Origin of the sequence: Methylobacterium oryzae, assembly GCF_021398735.1 — a bacterium.
Lineage (GTDB): Bacteria > Pseudomonadota > Alphaproteobacteria > Rhizobiales > Beijerinckiaceae > Methylobacterium.
Window position 1 is genome coordinate 1,854,798 of the sequence record NZ_CP090349.1, and the last position, 18,055, is coordinate 1,872,852.

Annotated in this window: 15 protein-coding genes; 6 read left to right on the plus strand and 9 right to left on the minus strand. The window is 70.1% G+C overall.

Annotated features, from left to right (window positions below):
- The first annotated feature begins 7 nt into the window (after nt 1-7).
- Genes LXM90_RS08915 through LXM90_RS08925 form a run of 3 tightly spaced genes read left to right on the plus strand, consistent with a single transcriptional unit; the run spans nt 8 to nt 3,363 of the window.
- Nucleotides 8-1,300: an MFS transporter gene (locus LXM90_RS08915; RefSeq protein WP_020091892.1), complete on the plus strand. Its 1,293-nt coding sequence runs from the start codon at nt 8-10 to the stop codon at nt 1,298-1,300.
- Nucleotides 1,301-1,306: 6 nt separating this feature from the next.
- Complete coding sequence (locus tag LXM90_RS08920) at nt 1,307-2,527, plus strand: CaiB/BaiF CoA transferase family protein (RefSeq protein WP_020091893.1); 1,221 nt, start codon at nt 1,307-1,309, stop codon at nt 2,525-2,527.
- A 23-nt stretch (nt 2,528-2,550) separates the two neighbouring features.
- On the plus strand, nt 2,551-3,363 hold the full coding sequence (locus tag LXM90_RS08925) for an enoyl-CoA hydratase/isomerase family protein (RefSeq protein WP_020091894.1): 813 nt from the start codon (nt 2,551-2,553) through the stop codon (nt 3,361-3,363).
- Nucleotides 3,364-3,615: 252 nt separating this feature from the next.
- Here LXM90_RS08925 and LXM90_RS08930 read toward each other — a convergent pair whose 3' ends face one another.
- The 4 genes from LXM90_RS08930 to dctP form a co-directional block, all read right to left on the minus strand.
- Nucleotides 3,616-4,083 carry a YbaK/EbsC family protein gene (locus tag LXM90_RS08930; protein ID WP_020091895.1) on the minus strand — a complete coding sequence of 156 codons (468 nt, stop codon included), beginning with the start codon at nt 4,081-4,083 and terminating at the stop codon, nt 3,616-3,618.
- Between the two features lie 194 nt (nt 4,084-4,277).
- Nucleotides 4,278-5,630: a TRAP transporter large permease gene (locus LXM90_RS08935; protein WP_020091896.1), complete on the minus strand. Its 1,353-nt coding sequence runs from the start codon at nt 5,628-5,630 to the stop codon at nt 4,278-4,280.
- Entirely contained in the window at nt 5,627-6,319 is a 693-nt protein-coding gene (locus LXM90_RS08940; RefSeq protein WP_020091897.1) for a TRAP transporter small permease, read from the minus strand. Before LXM90_RS08940 ends, LXM90_RS08935 begins: the two co-directional genes overlap by 4 nt.
- Entirely contained in the window at nt 6,316-7,338 is a 1,023-nt protein-coding gene (gene dctP / locus LXM90_RS08945) for a TRAP transporter substrate-binding protein DctP (protein ID WP_020091898.1), read from the minus strand. Before dctP ends, LXM90_RS08940 begins: the two co-directional genes overlap by 4 nt.
- 193 nt (nt 7,339-7,531) lie before the next feature.
- Between dctP and LXM90_RS08950 the strand changes: the two genes are divergently transcribed.
- A complete protein-coding gene (locus LXM90_RS08950; RefSeq protein ID WP_020091899.1) occupies nt 7,532-8,185 on the plus strand; it encodes a GntR family transcriptional regulator in 654 nt (217 codons plus the stop codon).
- Between the two features lie 182 nt (nt 8,186-8,367).
- Entirely contained in the window at nt 8,368-9,297 is a 930-nt protein-coding gene (locus LXM90_RS08955; protein WP_020091900.1) for a class I SAM-dependent methyltransferase, read from the plus strand.
- 31 nt (nt 9,298-9,328) lie between these two features.
- Here LXM90_RS08955 and LXM90_RS08960 read toward each other — a convergent pair whose 3' ends face one another.
- From LXM90_RS08960 to LXM90_RS08980, 5 genes are all read right to left on the minus strand, one after another.
- Nucleotides 9,329-10,009 (minus strand): GntR family transcriptional regulator, encoded by a 681-nt coding sequence (locus tag LXM90_RS08960; protein WP_020091901.1) that lies wholly within the window; start codon nt 10,007-10,009, stop codon nt 9,329-9,331.
- 21 nt (nt 10,010-10,030) lie between these two features.
- Nucleotides 10,031-13,018, minus strand: coding sequence for an FAD-binding and (Fe-S)-binding domain-containing protein (locus tag LXM90_RS08965; RefSeq protein WP_234082414.1), 2,988 nt, complete (start codon nt 13,016-13,018; stop codon nt 10,031-10,033).
- Between the two features lie 208 nt (nt 13,019-13,226).
- Entirely contained in the window at nt 13,227-15,032 is a 1,806-nt protein-coding gene (locus LXM90_RS08970) for an IlvD/Edd family dehydratase (protein ID WP_020091903.1), read from the minus strand.
- A gap of 156 nt (nt 15,033-15,188) precedes the next feature.
- Nucleotides 15,189-15,956: an SDR family oxidoreductase gene (locus LXM90_RS08975; protein ID WP_020091904.1), complete on the minus strand. Its 768-nt coding sequence runs from the start codon at nt 15,954-15,956 to the stop codon at nt 15,189-15,191.
- A gap of 2 nt (nt 15,957-15,958) precedes the next feature.
- Nucleotides 15,959-16,672, minus strand: a complete 714-nt coding sequence (locus LXM90_RS08980) for a GntR family transcriptional regulator (protein ID WP_020091905.1) — start codon at nt 16,670-16,672, stop codon at nt 15,959-15,961.
- Between the two features lie 119 nt (nt 16,673-16,791).
- Here LXM90_RS08980 and LXM90_RS08985 point away from each other — a divergent pair, with 119 nt between their 5' ends.
- Nucleotides 16,792-18,051, plus strand: a complete 1,260-nt coding sequence (locus tag LXM90_RS08985) for an ABC transporter substrate-binding protein (protein WP_020091906.1) — start codon at nt 16,792-16,794, stop codon at nt 18,049-18,051.
- Nucleotides 18,052-18,055: the final 4 nt, after the last annotated feature.

Consider the following 18,055-nt stretch of genomic DNA (forward strand, 5'->3'; position numbering starts at 1 on the left):
ACGGTCGATGTCGAAGCGCTTCAGCGCCACGAACGGCGTGCTCGGCCTGCTCTGTCTGATGTACTTCATCACGTATCTGGACCGGGTGAACATCGCCACGGCCGGTGCGGAGATCATGCGCGATTTCGGCATGTCGAAGACCGATTTCGGTCTGATCCTGTCGGCCTTCGCGTACCCCTACGCGATCTTCCAGGTGATCGGCGGCTCGGTCGGCGACAAGTTCGGCGCCCGGCGCACGCTGCTCGCCTGCGGCGTGATCTGGGCCTCGGCGACCATCCTGACCGGCATGGTCGGCGGACTCGTCAGCCTGTTCATGGCCCGGGTGCTGCTCGGCTTCGGCGAGGGCGCGACCTTCCCGACCGCGACCCGCGCCATGCAGAACTGGACGGCGCCCGGCCGGCGCGGCTTCGCGCAGGGCATCACCCACGCCTTCGCGCGGCTCGGCAACGCGGTGGCGCCGCCGATCGTGGCGTTCCTGATCTACCATTTCGGCTGGCGGACGAGCTTCGTCATCCTCGGCGCGGTGAGCTTCGTCTGGGTCGCGATCTGGTGGCTGTACTTCCGCGACGACCCATCCGAGCATCCGGCGATCACCGAGGCCGAGCTCGCGACGCTGCCGCCGCCCCGCCAGGTCGGCGCGAAGCAGAGCGTGCCGTGGGGTGCCCTGACGCGCCGGATGCTGCCGGTCACCGTCACGTATTTCTGCTACGGCTGGACGCTGTGGCTCTTCCTCGGCTGGCTGCCGAGCTTCTTCAAGGAGAACTATAGCCTCGACCTGAAGAACTCGGCCCTGTTCGCCTCGGGCGTGTTCTTCGCCGGCGTCGTCGGCGACACGGTCGGCGGCCTGCTCAGCGACTCGATCCTGCACCGCACCGGCAAGGTGAAGCTCGCGCGCCTGTCGGTGATCGTGATCGGCTTCCTCGGGGCGGCCGCGAGCCTCGCGGGCGTGTTCATGACCCGGGACCTGACCCTCGTGGCGCTGCTGCTGTCCTCCGGCTTCTTCTTCGCGGAACTGGTGATCGGACCGATCTGGTCGGTGCCGATGGACATCGCGCCGAAATACGCCGGCACCGCCAGCGGGCTGATGAACACCGGCTCGGCGGTGGCGGCGATCGTCTCGCCGATCGTCTTCGGCGTCATCGTCGACGTGACCGGGAGCTGGACGCTGCCGTTCGTCGGCTCGATCGGCCTGTGCCTGCTCGGCGCCGCGCTGGCCTTCACGATGCACCCTGAGCGGGAATTCGTGGATCCCGTCACGCCGCCGGTCGGCCCCGCGGCCACCGTCCCGGCCGGGGAGTAGCGCGCGATGGCGGAGACGATGAAGCGGTCGGGTCCCCTCGCCGGGATGCGGGTGATCGAACTCGCCCACATCATGGCCGGGCCGGTCTGCGGGCTGATGCTCGCCGACATGGGCGCGGAGGTGATCAAGGTCGAAAAGAGGGAGGGCGACGACACCCGTCGCACCGTCCCGCCCGCCCTCGAGGGCGAGAGCGCGGCCTACATGATGATGAACCGCGGCAAGCGCGGACTCAGCCTCGACCTGAAGGATCCGGACGGCGTCGCGGTCCTGCGGCGCCTGCTCAAGGGCGCGGACGCCCTGATCGAGAACTACCGCGGCGGCACGATGGAGCGCCTCGGGATCGGGTACGAGACCCTCAAGGTCGAGTTCCCGGAGCTGGTCTACTGCTCGCTCTCCGGCTTCGGCCGCACCGGTCCCTACGCCGACCGGGCCGGGTTCGACCTCGTGGCCCAGGGCATGAGCGGCCTCATGTCGGTGACCGGGGAGGGGCCCGGGCGTCCGCCGATGAAGTGCGGGCCGCCGGTCACCGACATCACCGCCGGCATCCTGGCCGCCATGGGCATCCTCGCCGCCTACGCGAACCGGCTCCGCACGGGCCGGGGCCAGGCGGTCGACACGTCGCTGTTCGAGGCCGGCATCACCCACACCTACTGGCAGTCGGCCATCGCCATGGCGACCGGGGTCGCGCCCGGGCCGATGGGCTCGGCCCATCCGCTGAACGCCCCCTACGAGGCCTTCGAGACCGCCGACGGCTGGATCACGATCGGCGCGGCCAACCAGACCAACTGGCTGCGCCTGCTGAAGGCCATCGGCGCCGACGACCTCGCCGAGGACCCGCGCTTCGCGCTGAACCGCGACCGGATGGCCAACCGGCACGCACTCGCCGCGACCCTCGCGCCGATCTTCCGGGCCCACGGCTCGGCCGAGTGGCTCGCCCGGCTGGAAGCCGGCGGCGTCCCGGCCGGCCCGGTCCTCGACGTGAACGCGATGCACCGGGACCCGCAGACCCTCGCCCGCGAGATGGTGGTCGAGGTCGATCACCCGCGGGTCGGCCGCATGAAGACGCTCGGCCTGCCGGTGAAGTTCTCCGAGACGCCGGGACGCGTGCACGGGCCGGCCCCGTTGCTCGGCGAGCATTCCCGCGCGATCCTGGCGGAGGCCGGCTACGCGCCGGCCGAGATCGACGCGCTGATCGCGCGGGGCGTGGTCCGCGAGACCGCGGCCTGACGCCGCCACCCGGAGACCCGCGCATGACCGCCAAGCCCGCGACCGACGAGTTGCTGTTCACCGCCGACGAGGCCGGCATCGCCCGCATCGTCCTGAACCGTCCGCAGGCGCGCAACGCGCTGACCTTCGCGATGTATCAGGGCCTGATCACCTGCTGCGAGGCGATCGCCGCGAACCCGGCGGTCAAGGCGCTGATCATCACGGGCGCGGGCGACAAGGCCTTCGCGGCTGGGACCGACATCGCCCAGTTCCGCGACTTCAGCACCGCCGAGGACGCGCTGGGCTACGAGCGCTTCATGGACAGGGTGCTGGGCTCCCTGGAGCGGCTGCGGGTGCCGACCATCGCGGCGATCGCCGGGGCCTGCACCGGCGGCGGCGCGGCCATCGCGGCGGCCTGCGACCTGCGCATCGCCACGCGCGATGCCCGCTTCGGCTTCCCGATCGCCCGCACCCTCGGCAACTGCCTGAGCCAGGGCAACCTCAAGCGGCTCTCCGGCCTGATCGGCCCGGCGCGAGTCAAGGACATCATCTTCACCGCCCGCCTCGTCGGCGCCGAGGAGGCGCTCGCCATCGGCCTCGTGGGCGAGGTGGTCGACGATCGGATCGCGCTCACGGAGCGGGTCGATACGCTGGCCCAGCTCTTGGCCAACCACGCGCCGCTGACCATGCAGGCGACCAAGGAGGGTCTGCGGCGGCTCGCCGAGGAGGAGGCCGGCGCCGAGGGCGCGCCGCATCCCGGCGATGACCTGATCCTCATGTGCTACATGAGCCAGGATTTCCGCGAGGGCATGGAGGCGTTCCTCGGCAAGCGCCCGCCCAACTGGACCGGGCGCTAGGGCCGCACCGGAGGGTGTTGCGACGGTCCGGATAGAAGGCGTCTTCGGTGTCGAGACAGTGGCGCCATGCCCCCTTTCCCGGGCGGGAGAGGGTTGGGGTGAGGGACGAGAACGTTCAGGATCAAGAGCGCGATCCTCCGTCGACGGCGCGCGCCTCGTCCGGAGAGACCTGATCCCTCACCCTGTCCCTCTCCCGCGCGGGAGAGGGGATCCGCGCCTCGTGCGGAGCGGGAATGGCGCTGGCCACGCCGCTCAGCTTGGCAGCGCGCAGACATCGATCCAGGCGGCGCCGGTGAGCGCGGCCATCCGAGCCGGCGCGATCCGCACCGAGCTGTGGGTGCTGCCGGCCGCCGGCACCACCTCGTCGAACGCCCGCAGCGAGACGTCGCAGTAGACCGGCAGCGGCGTCGACAGGCCGAAGGGGCAGACGCCGCCCACCGGATGGCCGGTGAGCGCCTCGACCTCGCCGAGGTCGAGCATCCGCACCTTGCCGCCGAAGGCAGCCTTGGCCTTCCGGTTGTCGAGCCGCGCGTCGCCGCGCGTCACCACCAGGACGACCTGATCGCCGACCCGGATCGAGAGCGTCTTGGCGATCTGGGCCGGGGCGACGCCGTGGCCTTCCGCCGCCTCGGCAACGGTCGCGGTGCTGGTCTCCAGCACGATGACCGCGATGTCGGGCGCCTTCTCGGCGAAGAAGGCGCGCACGGAGGCGAGGCTCATGGTTCGGTCCGAAGCTCGGGATCGGGGCGGGGCGGCGCGCGCGCTGCCATAGGCGGCTCCGGTCGCGCCGGCCAGCGCGCCGACGCGGGCCGCCGCTGCGCGGGACGCGGCGCTCGCGCGACCACGTTCCCTCACGCGACAGGCCCCTCTCCGGGCGGAGAGGGGCCTGCCTCGCACGGGCCGGATGGATCGAGCTACCGGGTCGTCGTGAGCAGCAGGTCCGGCAGCCACATCGCGATGCCCGGCACGAGGCACAGGATCAGGATTGCCACCGCCATCAGGATCACGAAGGGCAGGGTGCCCCAGATGATGTCCGAGAGCGGGATGTCCGGGGCGATGTTCTTGATGACGAAGATGTTGAGGCCCACCGGCGGGTGGATCAGGCCCATCTCCATGGTGATGGTCATCACCACGCCGAACCAGACGAGGTCGAACCCGGCGGCCTTGAGCGGCGGCAGGATGATCGGCGCCGTCATCAGGATGATCGAGACCGGCGGCAGGAAGAAGCCGAGCGCGATCACCAGCGCCAGGATGGTCACCAGCAGCACCCACGGTGACAGCTGCATCGCGACGATCGCGGCGGCGGCCGACTGCGAGATGTGCAGGTAGCTCATCACGTAGGCGTAGAGCAGCGACATGCCGATGATCAGCATCAGCATGGTCGATTCCCGCAGCGTCGCCGTCAGGATCGGCGTGACGTCGCGGAACCGCCAGACGCCGTAGATCGCGGCGATCAGCGCCAGGGCCATCAGCCCGCCGAGGCCCGCGGTCTCGGACGGCGTGGCGTAGCCGCCGTAGAGCGCCACCATCACGCCGGTGAGCAGGACCACGAAGGGCAGGACCCGCGGCAGCGTCGAGAAGCGCTGCGCCATGCTGTACTGCTCGTCCGCCAGGATCGGCGAGGCCGGCCCACCGCGCTCCAGGGCCACCTTCGCGGCGGCGTATTCCGAGCGGAAGCGCACCATCGACCACGCGGCGAACAGGCCCACGAGCAGGAGCCCCGGCCCGATGCCCGCGAGGAACAGCCGCCCGAGCGACTGCTCGGCCGCCACCGCGTACAGGATCATGGTGATCGAGGGCGGCAGCAGGATGCCGAGCGTGCCGCCCGCCGCGATGATCCCGGCCGCGAAGCCCGGCGAGTAGCCGCGCTTGCGCATCTCCGGGATGCCGGCCGAGCCGATCGCCGAGCAGGTGGCCGGGCTGGAGCCCGCCATGGCGGCGAAGAGCGCGCAGGCGAAGACGTTGGCGATGCCCAGGCCGCCCGGGATGCGGTGCATCCAGGCGTGCATGGCCGTGTAGAGATCCTGGCCGGCCTTGGACCGCCCGATGGCCGCGCCCTTCAGGATGAAGAGCGGGATCGACAGCAGGGTGATGGAGGCCATCTCCTCGTAGACGTTCTGCGCCACCGTATCGAGGGAGGCCCCGGGCATGAACGCCACCATGAAGGCGAGCGCCACGAAGCCCAGCGCGAAGGCGATGGGGATGCCCGAGAGCATCGCCCCAAGGGTCGCGCCCGCGTACAGGAAGCCGATCGCGGCCGTGCTCATCGTTCAACCTTCGCGGAAACGGTCTGACCCATCGGGTCCGGTCCCCGGGGCGCGACCTCGGCCGCCCCGTGCATGTCGCGATTCACGTCGGCCCCGAGCCCGATCTTGGGCTGCGCCCAGCCGGCGGCCCGGGGCCCGTAGGCGAGGGCCTCGGCGATCTGGAGGACGAACTGGACGCACAGCAGGCTCATGCCGACCGACATCAGCGTGTAGGGGATCCAGAGGGGCGGCCCCCAGGTCGATTGCGAGACCTGCCCGTCGACCCAAGCCTCGTGATCGAGCGACCAGCTCTTCCACGCGAAGAACAGACAGAAGGCGAGGCTGACGATGTCGGCCAGCAGGAGCCGGACCCGGTTGGCGGCGGGCGGGAGGAGGCCGGTCAGGGCCTCGATCGCCACGTGCCCGCGCTTGGCCTGCACGCCGGCCGCCGACAGGAAGGTGGCCCCGATGATGAGGTACACCGCCATCTCGTCCTGCCACTCCGTCGGCTCCTTCAGGAGGTAGCGGACGACGACGCTGTGGGTCAGGACGAGGCAGGCTGCCACCAGGCAGAGGCCGCCGACGGCCAGGATCACCTTGTTCAGGAGGCGCATGCCCCGATCGAAGGTGCCGAGGAGGCCCGGAAGGCGCGGTTCCTCGGCCCCGCGCGCCTCCGGAGCGGCCGTGGCCGCGTCGAAGCCGTGGCTCACGCGACCTGCTCCGCGAGCTTCAGCAGTTCCGCGCAGTTCGCGTTCTTGGCTGCGTAATCCTTCCAGGCCGTGCTGCGGGCGAGATCACGCCACTGGCCGAGGGACTTCTCGTCGACTTGGACGACCTTGGCGCCGGCCTTCGCGAAGATTTCCTCGACGCGGGTGTCGTCCTCCTTCGCGCCGGCCTGGCCGAAGGCCTCGAGCTCCGTGCCGACCGCCATGATCAGATCCTGCTGCTCCTTCGGCAGGCCCGAGAACACGATCTTGGACATCATGATCGGCTCGAGCATGAACCAGTAGGAGCGCTCGCGCCCCGAGGTCAGCGCCTTGGACAGCTCCTCCAGGCGGAAGGAGATCAGGCTGGTGGATGAGGTGATCACCGCGTCGCAGGCGCCGGTCTGCATCGCCGCGTAGGACTCGTTCGACGGGATCGAGAGGGTGGCCGCGCCGGCCTCCTTCATCATCATGTCCATCTCGCGCGAGCCGCCGCGGACCTTCATCCCCTTGGCGTCGGCCGGCGCCACGAGGGCGCGCTCCCGGCTCGCGACGCCGCCGGCCTGCCAGACCCAGGAGACCAGGATGATGCCCTTCGCGTCCAGGATCTCGGTGAGCTTGCGGCCGACCGGGGCCGCCTTCCACGCCACGGCCTGCGCGTAGGACGTCACGAGGGCGGGCATCAGGCCGATATTGAGTTCCGGAATCTCGCCGCCCGCATAGGGGCTCGGGTAGAGCGACATGTCGAGCGCGCCCTTGCGCATGGCGCCGAACTGGGCGTTCGTCTTCATCAGCGAGGAGCCCGGGTAGACCTGGACGTCCAGGGCGCCCTTCGAGCGCTCGCCGACCATCTTGGCGAACTTCCGGCACATGCGGTCGCGGAAATCGCCCTCGTCGATCGTGCCGCCGGGGAACTGGTGGGACAGCTTCAGCGTCGTGGCCGCCTGCGCGCTGTTCAGGCCGAACCGCAGGATGGCCGGTGCCGCGAGCGTGGCCGCGATCAGCGATCGACGAGTTGGCGTCATGGAGCTCTCCCGCACCGCAAACAACGCGGCGTAATTTTGTGCGCTGCAATAGTGCGGCGCCTCGTTGTATGCATGGAAAACCGCCTTGTATATTTTGTCAATGCTCCAGCATAATGTCCGCGCGTGCCGAACATCCGCCGGCCTCAAGTGCGGGGCGGCGCGCGACCCGTTCATCGGGGGAGGGAACGGCGGCATGAGCCACGCGCAGCGGCTGCGGCAGCGAATCGAGGATGAGATCGTCTCGGGCGAGCTCGCCTTGGGATCGCGACTCGACGAGAACCAGCTCGCGGCCCGCTTCGGGGTCTCGCGCACGCCCATCCGAGAGGCGCTGCTGCAGCTCGCCGTCACCGGCCTCGTGCAGACGAAGCCCCGGCGGGGAGCGATCGTCAGCGCGCCCGAGCCGCACCTGCTGCTCGCCATGTTCGAGACGATGGCGGAGATCGAGGCGGCCTGCGGCCGTCTCGCGGCGCGCCGGCTCGTCCCCGAGGACGCCGCCGCGCTGCGCGCCGCGCTGGAGGGCTGCCGCGCCGCCCTGGCCACCGAGGACACCGAGGCCTACTACGCCGAGAACTACGTGTTCCACACCGTCGTGTACCGGGCGAGCCGGAACGCCTTCCTGGCGGAGCAGGCGCTGTCACTCCACCGCCGCTTGGCCCCGTATCGCCGGCTGCAGCTGCGCGTGCGCCAGCGCCTGCCGCAATCGCTGGCCGAGCACGAGGCGATCGTCGCCGCGATCATCGCGGGCGACGAGGCCGGCGCCGCGGAGGCCCTCCGGGGCCACGTGATCGTCCAGGGCGACCGCTTCACCGATCTGGTGGCCGGACTGCGGGCGCCGAGCGCTGCCTGAGCGGCGGGGGGCGCGTCGCCCGCGATAATTGTGTCGACGGCCTGTCCGAATCCGGGCCCGGCCCGGGGATCGTTCCTTCATCCCGCCCTAACCCTGCCGGCAGGTCGGACTGCGTAGGTGTTCCGCCGACTCGACCATAAGTTGCAGTCCCGGCATTGTCGATCCGGAGCCGGGGATCGATCATGCTGAAGGACGTCGTCAGGAGCGCGGGCCGTCGCGCGGGGGTGGATATCTTCCGGGCCAGCCGGGAAGCGTTCCGCTGGAGCCACACGGTCCACGATTACTACCCCGTCGTGCCGTCCGCGCGCTGGTCGCCGGGCCGGGCGCCGCACGGCCAGCTCAAGGCGGTGCTCGCCCGGTCGCACGCGGCCTACGACAGCTTCCTCACGGAACTCGAGGCGCGGGCGGACCTGCTGCACAGCGTCCCGCATGATGCGCCCGTGACCGGTGGGGCGACGCCCCACTGGAACAACACGTGGTTCACCGCCCTCGACGGCGCCGCGCTGATGACCATGCTGGCCTGGAAGCGCCCGTCTCGGTTCTTCGAGATCGGCTCGGGCTGCTCGACCTGCTTCGCGCGGCACGCGATCGACACCCTGAACCTTCCGACGCGGATCACCTCGATCGATCCGATGCCCCGCCGCGAGATCGACGCGCTCTGCAACTGGACCGTGCGCAGCCCGCTGGAATCCTGCGACCTGAAGATCTTCGAGGAACTGAAGGCGGGCGACATCCTCTTCTTCGACGGTTCGCACCGCTCCTTCGCGAATTCGGATGTGACGGTGTTCTTCTTCGAGGTGATGCCGCGCCTCGCACCCGGCGTGATCGTGCAGATCCACGACATCTTCATCCCGGACGACTACCCGTCCGCCTGGAACTGCCGATTGTACAACGAGCAGTACCTTCTGGCGGCGATGCTGCTGTGCGGCGCGCCGCCGTTCCGGGTGACCGTGCCGGTGATGTATATCTGCCAGGACCCGGCGATGAGCGCTCGGGTCAAGACGGTCTTCGCCGCCCGCGGCACCGGCCCCGACATCCCGTTCCTCTACGCGAACGATTCCCGCACGCCGGGCGCGTCGTTCTGGTTCGAGATGACCGGGACGCCCGGCTGATCGCGGGCGTGGTCTACCGTGGTCGAGGCGCTCAGGCGGTCTCGGCCGCACCGTAATTGGCGGCGATCACCGACTTCTTCCCGCGGATATGCTCGCGCATCAGGACGGCCAGCGCCGCGCCGTCCCGGGCGCGCAGCAGCGCGATCATGCGCTCGTGCTCGGAGACGGCGCGGGCCCACTGCTCGGGTGTCTGGTGGGCGGAGTAGCGCGAGCGCTGGATCCGGCCGGACAGGCTCTCGTAGATGTTGGCGAGGATCGTGTTGCGGCTCGCCGCCATGATCCCCTCGTGGATGCGCCGGTTGTGGCTGAAGTAACCGGCCTCGTCGCCCGATTTCCAGGCCTCGACCATCGCGTCGTGGTCGACCACCAGGGCGTCGATGTCGGCGTCGGTGATCGTGCGGCAGGCGAGGTCACCGGCCGTCGCCTCGAGGCCGGCGATCACCTCCATCATCTCCTCGAGTTCGCCGTCCGAGATGCTGGCGACGCGCGCCCCGCGATTCGGGAGCAGTTCGAGCAACCCCTCCGTCGCCAGGATCTTGATCGCCTCGCGGAGCGGCGTCCGCGAGATCCCGAAGCGCTCGGTCAGCTCGCTCTCGTTGATCCGCGCCTTCGGCTCCATCTCACCGGACCGGATCAGTTCGCGCATGCGCTCGGCGACCTCGTCGTGGAGGTAGCGGCGGCTGATGCCGATCCCGGGCTCGATTTTATTCATGGTCCCCCGACACACGTCAGGTCAGTGCGACCTGTGGTCTATGTGTAGGTGCCCGGCAATGGAGTGTCGAGGCACGAGGGCCCGATCCAGCACGCGGGCCACATGTTCCGCCTGGAGACCCAGCCCGTCGTGGATCTGGTGACGGCAGCTCGTCCCGTCGGCCACCACGAGGTCGTCGGGCCCTGCGGCGCGTAGCGCCGGGAACAGCGACAGCTCCGCCATGGCGAAGGACGTCTCGATCGATTCCGGCCGGTAGCCGAAGGCACCCGCCATCCCGCAGCAGCTCGACTCGATGACCCGCAGGTCGAGCCCCGGCACCGCCCGGAGCACCGTCTCGACCGAGCCCATGACGCCGAAGGATTTCTGATGGCAGTGGCCGTGCAGGTGCGCGACCCGGCCGCCCTGATCGGCGAACGGCAGCGCGATGCGTCCGGCCGTCAGGTCGGCGGCCAGAAGCTCCTCGAACAGGAACGACTGCTTGGCCAGCAGCGCGGCCTCTTCGCCGGGCAGGAGCGCCGCGAACTCGTCCCGGAAGGTGAGCAGGCAGGACGGCTCCAGGCCGACGACCCGTGCCCCCGCGCGCAGGAACGGCAGCAGCGCGTCGAGGGTGCGGCGCGCCTCCTGGCGCGCCCGGTCGGTCTGGCCGGCGGAGAGCCAGGTCCGGCCGCAGCAGAGGGGGCGCCGGCCGCGGGACGGGTAGACCCGGTGCAGCCGGTAGCCGGCCGCCTGAAGCACCCGCTCGGCCGCCTCGAGGTTCTCCCGCTCGAAGGCCCGGTTGAAGGTGTCGCCGAACAGGATCACATCGCGGAAATCGCCCGCGACGTCCTGCGCGTGGGCGGGCTCGCCCTGCTCGCTCCAGGGCCGGCGCCAGCGCGGCAGCGAGCGCTTGGCCGAGAGGCCGGCGACGCGCTCCGAGAGGGCGGCGAGGGCCGGGTACCGGTCCCGCAGGTTGAGGAGCGGCGCCAGCCGCGCGGCGGCCCCGGCGTAGAGCGGCATCGTCGCGATGAGGCGCTCCCGCAGGGGCAGCCCGTGGCGGGCGTGGTAATGGTGCAGGAACTCGATCTTCATCTTGGCCATGTCGACGCCGGTCGGGCACTCGCGGCGGCAGGCCTTGCAGGAGACGCAGAGATCGAGGGTGCGCTTCATCTCCGGGCTGGTGAAGGCGTCCTTGCCGAGTTGGCCCGAGATGGCGAGCCGCAGGGAATTGGCCCGGCCCCGGGTCAGGTGCTGCTCCTCCCGGGTTGCCCGGAAGGAGGGGCACATGGCGCCGCCGACGAGCTTCCGGCAGGTGCCGTTGTTGTTGCACATCTCGACGGCGGAGCCGAAGCCGCCCCAGTCCGACCAGTCGAGGGCGGTCTTCATCGGCGCCGAAACGGCGTAGTCCGGTTTGAAGCGGAACAGGCTGCGATCGTCGAACTTCGGCGCCCGCACGATCTTGCCGGGGTTGAGCCGGTTGTCCGGGTCGAACGTGTCCTTCACGGTCTCGAAGGCGCGGGTGAGCGTCGCGCCGAACAGCGGCTCGACGAATTCCGAGCGCGACAGGCCGTCGCCGTGCTCGCCGGAATACGAGCCCTTGTAGCGGCGCACCAGCTCGGAGGTCTCCTCCGCGATCGCCCGCATCCGCCGGACGTCACCGGCCTCCTTCATGTCGAGGATCGGGCGGACATGCAGGCAGCCGACAGAGGCGTGGGCATACCACGTGCCGCGGGTGCCGTTCTTGGTGAAGACCTCTGTCACCGCGTCGGTGTAGTCGGCGAGGTGCTCCAGCGGGACGGCGCAATCCTCGATGAACGAGACTGGCTTCGCGTCGCCCTTCATCGACATCATGATGTTGAGGCAGGCCTCGCGCACCTCCCAGACGGATTTCTGGCGCGCGGGCTCGACGACCTCCACGACGGCGTCTGGGAAGCCGTGATCGGCCATGCAGGCGTCGAGGCGCTTCAGGTCGCGCCGGAGCGACGCGAGGTCGTCGCCGGCGAACTCCGTCAGCAGAAGGCAGTTCGGCTTGCCCTTGGTGATGTCGGCGAGCGTCGTGCGGAACAGCGGGATATCGGCGCCGAGCACGAGGACGTTGTTGTCGACCAGCTCGACCGCCACCGGGTCCAAGCCGACGATGTGCCGCGTCGTCTGCATGGCCGCCCGGAAGGACGGGAAGTGGCACACGCCCATCACGCGGTGTGTCGGCAGGCGCGAGAGCTTCAGCGTCACCGCGGTGGTCGCGGCCAGCGTGCCCTCGGACCCGACGAGCAGGTGCGCGATGTTCGGCTGGGCCTCGATCAGCGAATCGAGGTTGTAGCCGCCCACGCGGCGCTGAACCTTCGGGTAGTGCGCCTCGATCTCGGCGCGGTGGTCCTCGGCAAGGCCGCGCATCCGCGCGGCGAGCGCCGCGGCCCGATCCGACCCGTTCACGCCCGGATGCGCGTTTCCGGTCGGGCCGAAGCCGAAGGCCTCGCCGTCGTGGAGCAGCGCCTCGATCGCGAGGACGTTGTCGCTCATCTTCCCGTAGCGCAGGGAGCGGGCCCCGCAGGAATTGTTGCCCGCCATGCCGCCGATGGTGCAGCGGGTGGCCGTCGAGGGCTCGACCGGGAAGAACCAGCCGTCGGCCTTCACTCGGGTGTTCAGGCGCTCCAGCACCATGCCGGGCTCGACGGTGATCGTTCCGGCCTCCGCGTCGTAGGCCAGGACGCCGTTGAAGTACCGCGAGCAGTCGACGACGAGGCCGGACCCGATCGGCTGGCCGTTCTGCGAGGTGCCGCCGCCACGCAGGATTACCGGGGCGCCGTGCTCGGCGGCGATGCGCAGGGTCGCGGCGATGTCGGCGGCGGAGCGCGGCAGCACCACGCCGGCGGGCATGATCTGGTAGATCGACGCATCGGTGCTGTAGCGTCCGCGCGTGAAGGCGTCGAAGCGCGCCTCACCCTGGAGCTGCTCCGCCAGCCGGCGCGGCAAACCGGCCTCGAGGCGCGCCGCTGCACGCGGCGCCGGAGCATCCGCCCTCGCTTCCGTCACGATCGATCCCTCCCGAGATGGGACGCGCCCACCCGCGGGGAAATGTATTCAAAATTCACTGCGGCGCAAATCGGCCGCCGTGTCACGCTGGCAGCGGGCGGCCGGAGTCCTGTACTGCGCCGGGCCTCGCGGGCTGCCGCGAACCTCGCCCGGCGCGCGGGCCGTCGCAGCCCCGCGTCCGCCCGTCGGGCGGGTTCTGGTAACGGCCTCAGTGGTTGTCCCGCGGCACCCCGGAGGCCTGCGCGACCTTCTGGAACTTCACCGCGCCCTTCAGCACCATGCCCTGGTCGAGCTGGTCGACCTGATCGCGGTAGATCTCCTGCCAGGGCGTCTGCGTCGCCGGGTAGGGATATCCGCCGCGCGCCGCCAGATCCGAGCGCCGGCGCGCGATCTCCTCGGCCGGGAGCAGGATGTCGGCGCTCCGGCGGTTGAGATCGATGCGGATGCGGTCGCCGCTCTGCAGCAGGGCCAGCCCGCCGCCCACGGCCGCCTCGGGAGACGCGTTCAGGATGGCGGGCGTGCCGGAGGTGCCGGATTGCCGGCCGTCGCCGATGCAGGGCAGCGAGGTGACGCCGCGCCGGATCAGGGCGCCGGGCGGCTGCATATTCACCACCTCGGCGGCGCCGGGATAGCCGATCGGTCCGGCCCCGCGCATGATCAGGATGGTGTTCTCGTCGATGTCGAGCGCCGGGTCGTCGATCCGCGTGTGGTAGTCCTCGGGACCGTCGAACACGATCACCCGCCCCTCGAAGGCCATCGGATCGTTCGGATTGCGCAGGTAGCGGGCGGCAAATTCCTCCGAGATCACGCAGGTCTTCATGATCGCGGAATCGAACAGGCTCCCCTTGAGATTGAGGAAGCCGGCGCGCTCCATCAGCGGCTCGCCGTAGGCGCGGATCACGTCGCGGTTCCAGCTGTGCCGCCCGCGGTAGTTCTCGCCGACGGTCCGGCCGTTGCAGGTCAGGGCACCCTCGTGGACCTTCCCGGCCTCGATCAGCTCGGCGAAGACCGCCGGCAGGCCGCCCGCGCGGAAATACTCCTCGCCGAGCCAGCGGCCGGCGGGCTGCATGTCCACGAGCAGCGGGATCTCGAACCCGACCCGTTCCCAGTCGTCGCAGCTCAGCGGCACGCCGATATGCTTGGCGATGGCGTTGATGTGGATCGGCGCGTTGGTCGAACCGCCGATCGCGGCGTTGGCCACGATCGCGTTCTCGAAGGCCTCGCGGGTCAGGATGTCAGAGGGCTTGAGGTCTTCCCAGACCATCTCGACGATCCGCTGGCCGGTGGCGTAGGCCGCCTGGCCGCGCTCGCGGTAGGGCGCCGGGATCGCCGCCGAGCCGGGCAGCGCGAGGCCGAGCGCCTCGGCGAGGGCGTTCATCGTCGAGGCCGTGCCCATCGTGTTGCAGTGGCCCGTGGACGGTGCCGACGACCCGACGATGTCCATGAACTGCTGGAAGTCGATGTCGCCGGCGGCATGCCGCTCGCGCGTCTTCCAGACGATCGTGCCGGACCCGGTCAGCTCCTTCTGGAAGTAACCGTTGAGCATCGGCCCGACGTTCAGCGAGATCGCCGGGATGTTGACGGTGGCCGCCGCCATCAGACAGGCCGGCATGGTCTTGTCGCAGCCGGTCAGCAGCACGACGCCGTCGAGCGGGTAGCCGTACAGCACCTCCACCAGCGACAGGTAGGCGAGGTTCCGGTCGAGCGAGGCGGTCGGCCGCTTCCCGGTCTCCTGGATCGGGTGGCAGGGAAACTCGAAGGCGACGCCGCCGGCCGCCGTGATGCCGTCCCGCACCCGCTTGGCGAGCTCGACGTGATGGCGGTTGCAGGGCGAAAGGTCGGAACCCGTCTGGGCGATGCCGATCAGGGGCTTGCCCGACCGCAGCTCCTCCGGCGTCAGCCCGTAATTGAGGTAGCGCTCCAAGTAGAGGGCGGTCATGCCCGGGTTGTGCGGGTTGTCGAACCAGGCCTTCGAGCGCAGGTCGGCGGGCGTGATCCGGCGTTTGTCGCTCATGGTCGCTTCCTCGCATCCTGGGGCCGGCGCTGGCGGTCCGGCTCGTGTCTTCCGCTACCGCGGCGGGCGTCGCGGCCGCGGTCGCGGCGCCCTGAGCTCGATCTTGCAATACTCTGAGGATTGATCCGCCGCAGCATCTCCGGCGCTGGATTAATTTCAGGACAGCATCCGGGTGTCACCATCGATGGAAATGGCCTGCCCCGAGATCGTCCGGCCACGCGGCGAGCAGAGCAGCAGGATCTGGTCGGCGAGCTGCCGCGCCGTGACGTACTCCTTCACCGACACGAACGAGAACGCCCGCGCCTCCATGTCGGCGAAGCTCGTGCCCTGCTGCTGGGCCTTCGATTCGAGTACCCGGCGCTGGCGATCCCCGGCGACGAGACCCGGGAGGATCGCGTTCACCCGGATCCCCGCGCCGCCGAGCTCGATCGCCAGGGACTTGGTGAAGCCGATCACCCCCCACTTGGCGGCCGCGTAGGGGCTGCGCAGCGCGAAGCCGAACTTGCCCGCGGCCGAGGAGAGGTTGACGATCGAGGCGTTGGCGCTCTGGCGGAGGTGCGGCACCGCCAGCCGCGCGCAGTTGAACTGGCTGGTCAGGCAGACCGTGAGGCAGCGATCCCACTCCTCGGGGGCGATCTCCTCGACCCGGCCGGTCGGACCGGCGATCCCGGCATTGTTGACGAGCACGTCGAGGCCGCCGAGGAACTCGACCGCCTGGTCCATCATCGCGGCGACCGCGTCGCGGTCGGCGACGTCGGTCCGGCTGCGCCCGACGGTGTCCGGCAGCGCGGCCAAGGCGTCTATGTCGATATCGCAGGCGAAGACGCGCGCGCCTTCGTCCAGGAAGGCGTCGACGATCTCGCGACCGATTCCGGCAGCGCCCGCCGTCACCAGGACCCGCAGGCCGGCAATCCCCAGATCCATGATCAATCCTCTCCCTGAACGTCCCGCAATCCGCCGCGGGTCAAGATGAACTCCGCGGCTTCCCGGATGTCGGCGGCGATCGCGGCCGCGGCTGCCGCGCCGTCCCGGATCTCGATGGCCGAAACGGCCTCGGCGTGCCGGCGCAGAGCGAAGCCCTGGAGGAGGCGCTCCGGGTGGGCGCGCAGATCCAGGTTGATCACCGGGCCCGCCTTCAACCAGAGCCGCGCGATGATCTCCTGCAGGGGTCCCAGTCCGCAGGCGCCGTAGATGGCGAAATGGAGGTCGCGGTTGAGCTGGACGGCGCGCGCCCTGTCGGGCTCCGCCGCCTCGGCCTCGGCCCGGAAGGCCGCCTCGGCGCTCCGTATCGCCGCGAGTTCGGCGGCCGTCCGCCGCTCGGCCGCCCGCGCCACCGCGATGCCCTCGACCGCGATGCGGGTCTCGACCAGGGCCCGGAACGCGGCCGCGCCCATGACCGGCACCCGGATCACGCGATTCGGCGCCACCTCCAGCACGCCGTCCGCCGCGAGCCGGCTCACCGCCTCGCGCACCGGCATGACCGAGACGCCGAGGGCCGCGGCGCTCTGCCGAAGGGACAACCGGTCGCCCGGCGCCAGCCGCCCCGAGGCGAGCAGGTCCGACAGGGCCTCGTAGACGGTGTCGGACAGGGTCCGCCGCTCGAGCTGGGGCAGGTCGGCCAGCGCCGAAGTGGAATTCATATGCCGACACTAGACGGATCCGGCACTATCGCGCTAGTGATCTGTGATCACAGTTCGGGTGAGGGCCGTCAGAGCCCGCCACAACAACCCGGCTGGAGGACACGCACGGGAGCGGAACGATGACGGACCGGTACGGGGATTCCCTTTCTCGCCGCAGCCTCCTGCGCGCCGGCGGCGCGGCGCTCCTCGCGCCGGCCCTCGCGAGCCCGGCGCTCTCCCAGGGGCAGTCCGAGGTGATCCGGATCGGTCACCTCACGCCGCGGACCGGCTTCCTCGGGCCGCTCGGCGAGTTCGCCGTGCAGGCGGCCCAGCTCGCGGTGGAGGAGATCAACGCCGCCGGCGGCATCGCGGGCCGGAAGGTCGAGCTCCTGTCGGAGGACAGCGTCAACCCGCAGACCGCCTCGGCCAAGGCCGAGCGCATGGTCCAGCGCGACCGCGTGGCGTGCCTCGTCGGCGAGATCAACTCGGCCTCCGCGCTGGCGATCAGCCAGGTCGCCCAGCGCGAGAAGATCCTGTTCATCAACACCGGCGCCAACTCGGACGCGCTGCGCGGCTCCGACTGCAAGCGGTTCATGTTCCACGTCGAATCGCAGAACACCATGATGGTGCGGGCCTGCGGCCGAGCACTGCTCGACCGGGGCCTGATCAAGGGGCGCAAGGTCTACGCGCTCACCGCCGACTACGCCTTCGGCCACGATCTCCTGAAGCAGGCCAAGAAGTACTTCGCCGCCAACGACGCCACCCTCGTCGGCGAGGATCTGATCCCGACCGAGCTCACCGACTTCTCACCGTTCCTGCTCAAGCTCCGTCAGGCCAAGCCGGACCTCGTGATCTGCAACCTCGCGGGCGCGCAGATCACCAACTTCCTGAAACAGTACAGCGAGTTCGGCCTGCCGTTCCCGGTCGCCGGCTTCGGCTTCGACACGGCGCTGGCCTGGGGCGCCGGGCCGGGGAACTTCCTCGGCACCTGGCCGGTGATCTGGCACCACCAGATCGACTCGCCCTCGGCGAAGAAGTTCGTCGCCGCCTTCAAGGCCAAGTACAAGAAGCCGCCTGAGAACCAGGGCTGGGGCGACTACACGGCGATGAAGATCGTCGCGCAATCGATGAACGAGCTCAAATCGACCGAGTCGATCAAGGTCGTGGAGCACCTGGAATCGGGCGCGAAGTTCGACATCGCCAAGGTCCGCGAGGGCTATTTCCGCCCCTGGGACCACGAGCTGATGCAGGAGATGTTCGCGATCACCGCCCTGCCGGCGGACCAGGTCAAGAACCCCTACGACATCTTCACCTCGACCGGCCCGCTGCCCGGTCCCGGCGAGAGCCTGGAAGTGCTCGCCACGACCCGCGACGAGAACGCCTGCACCTTCCCGGCGTGAGGCG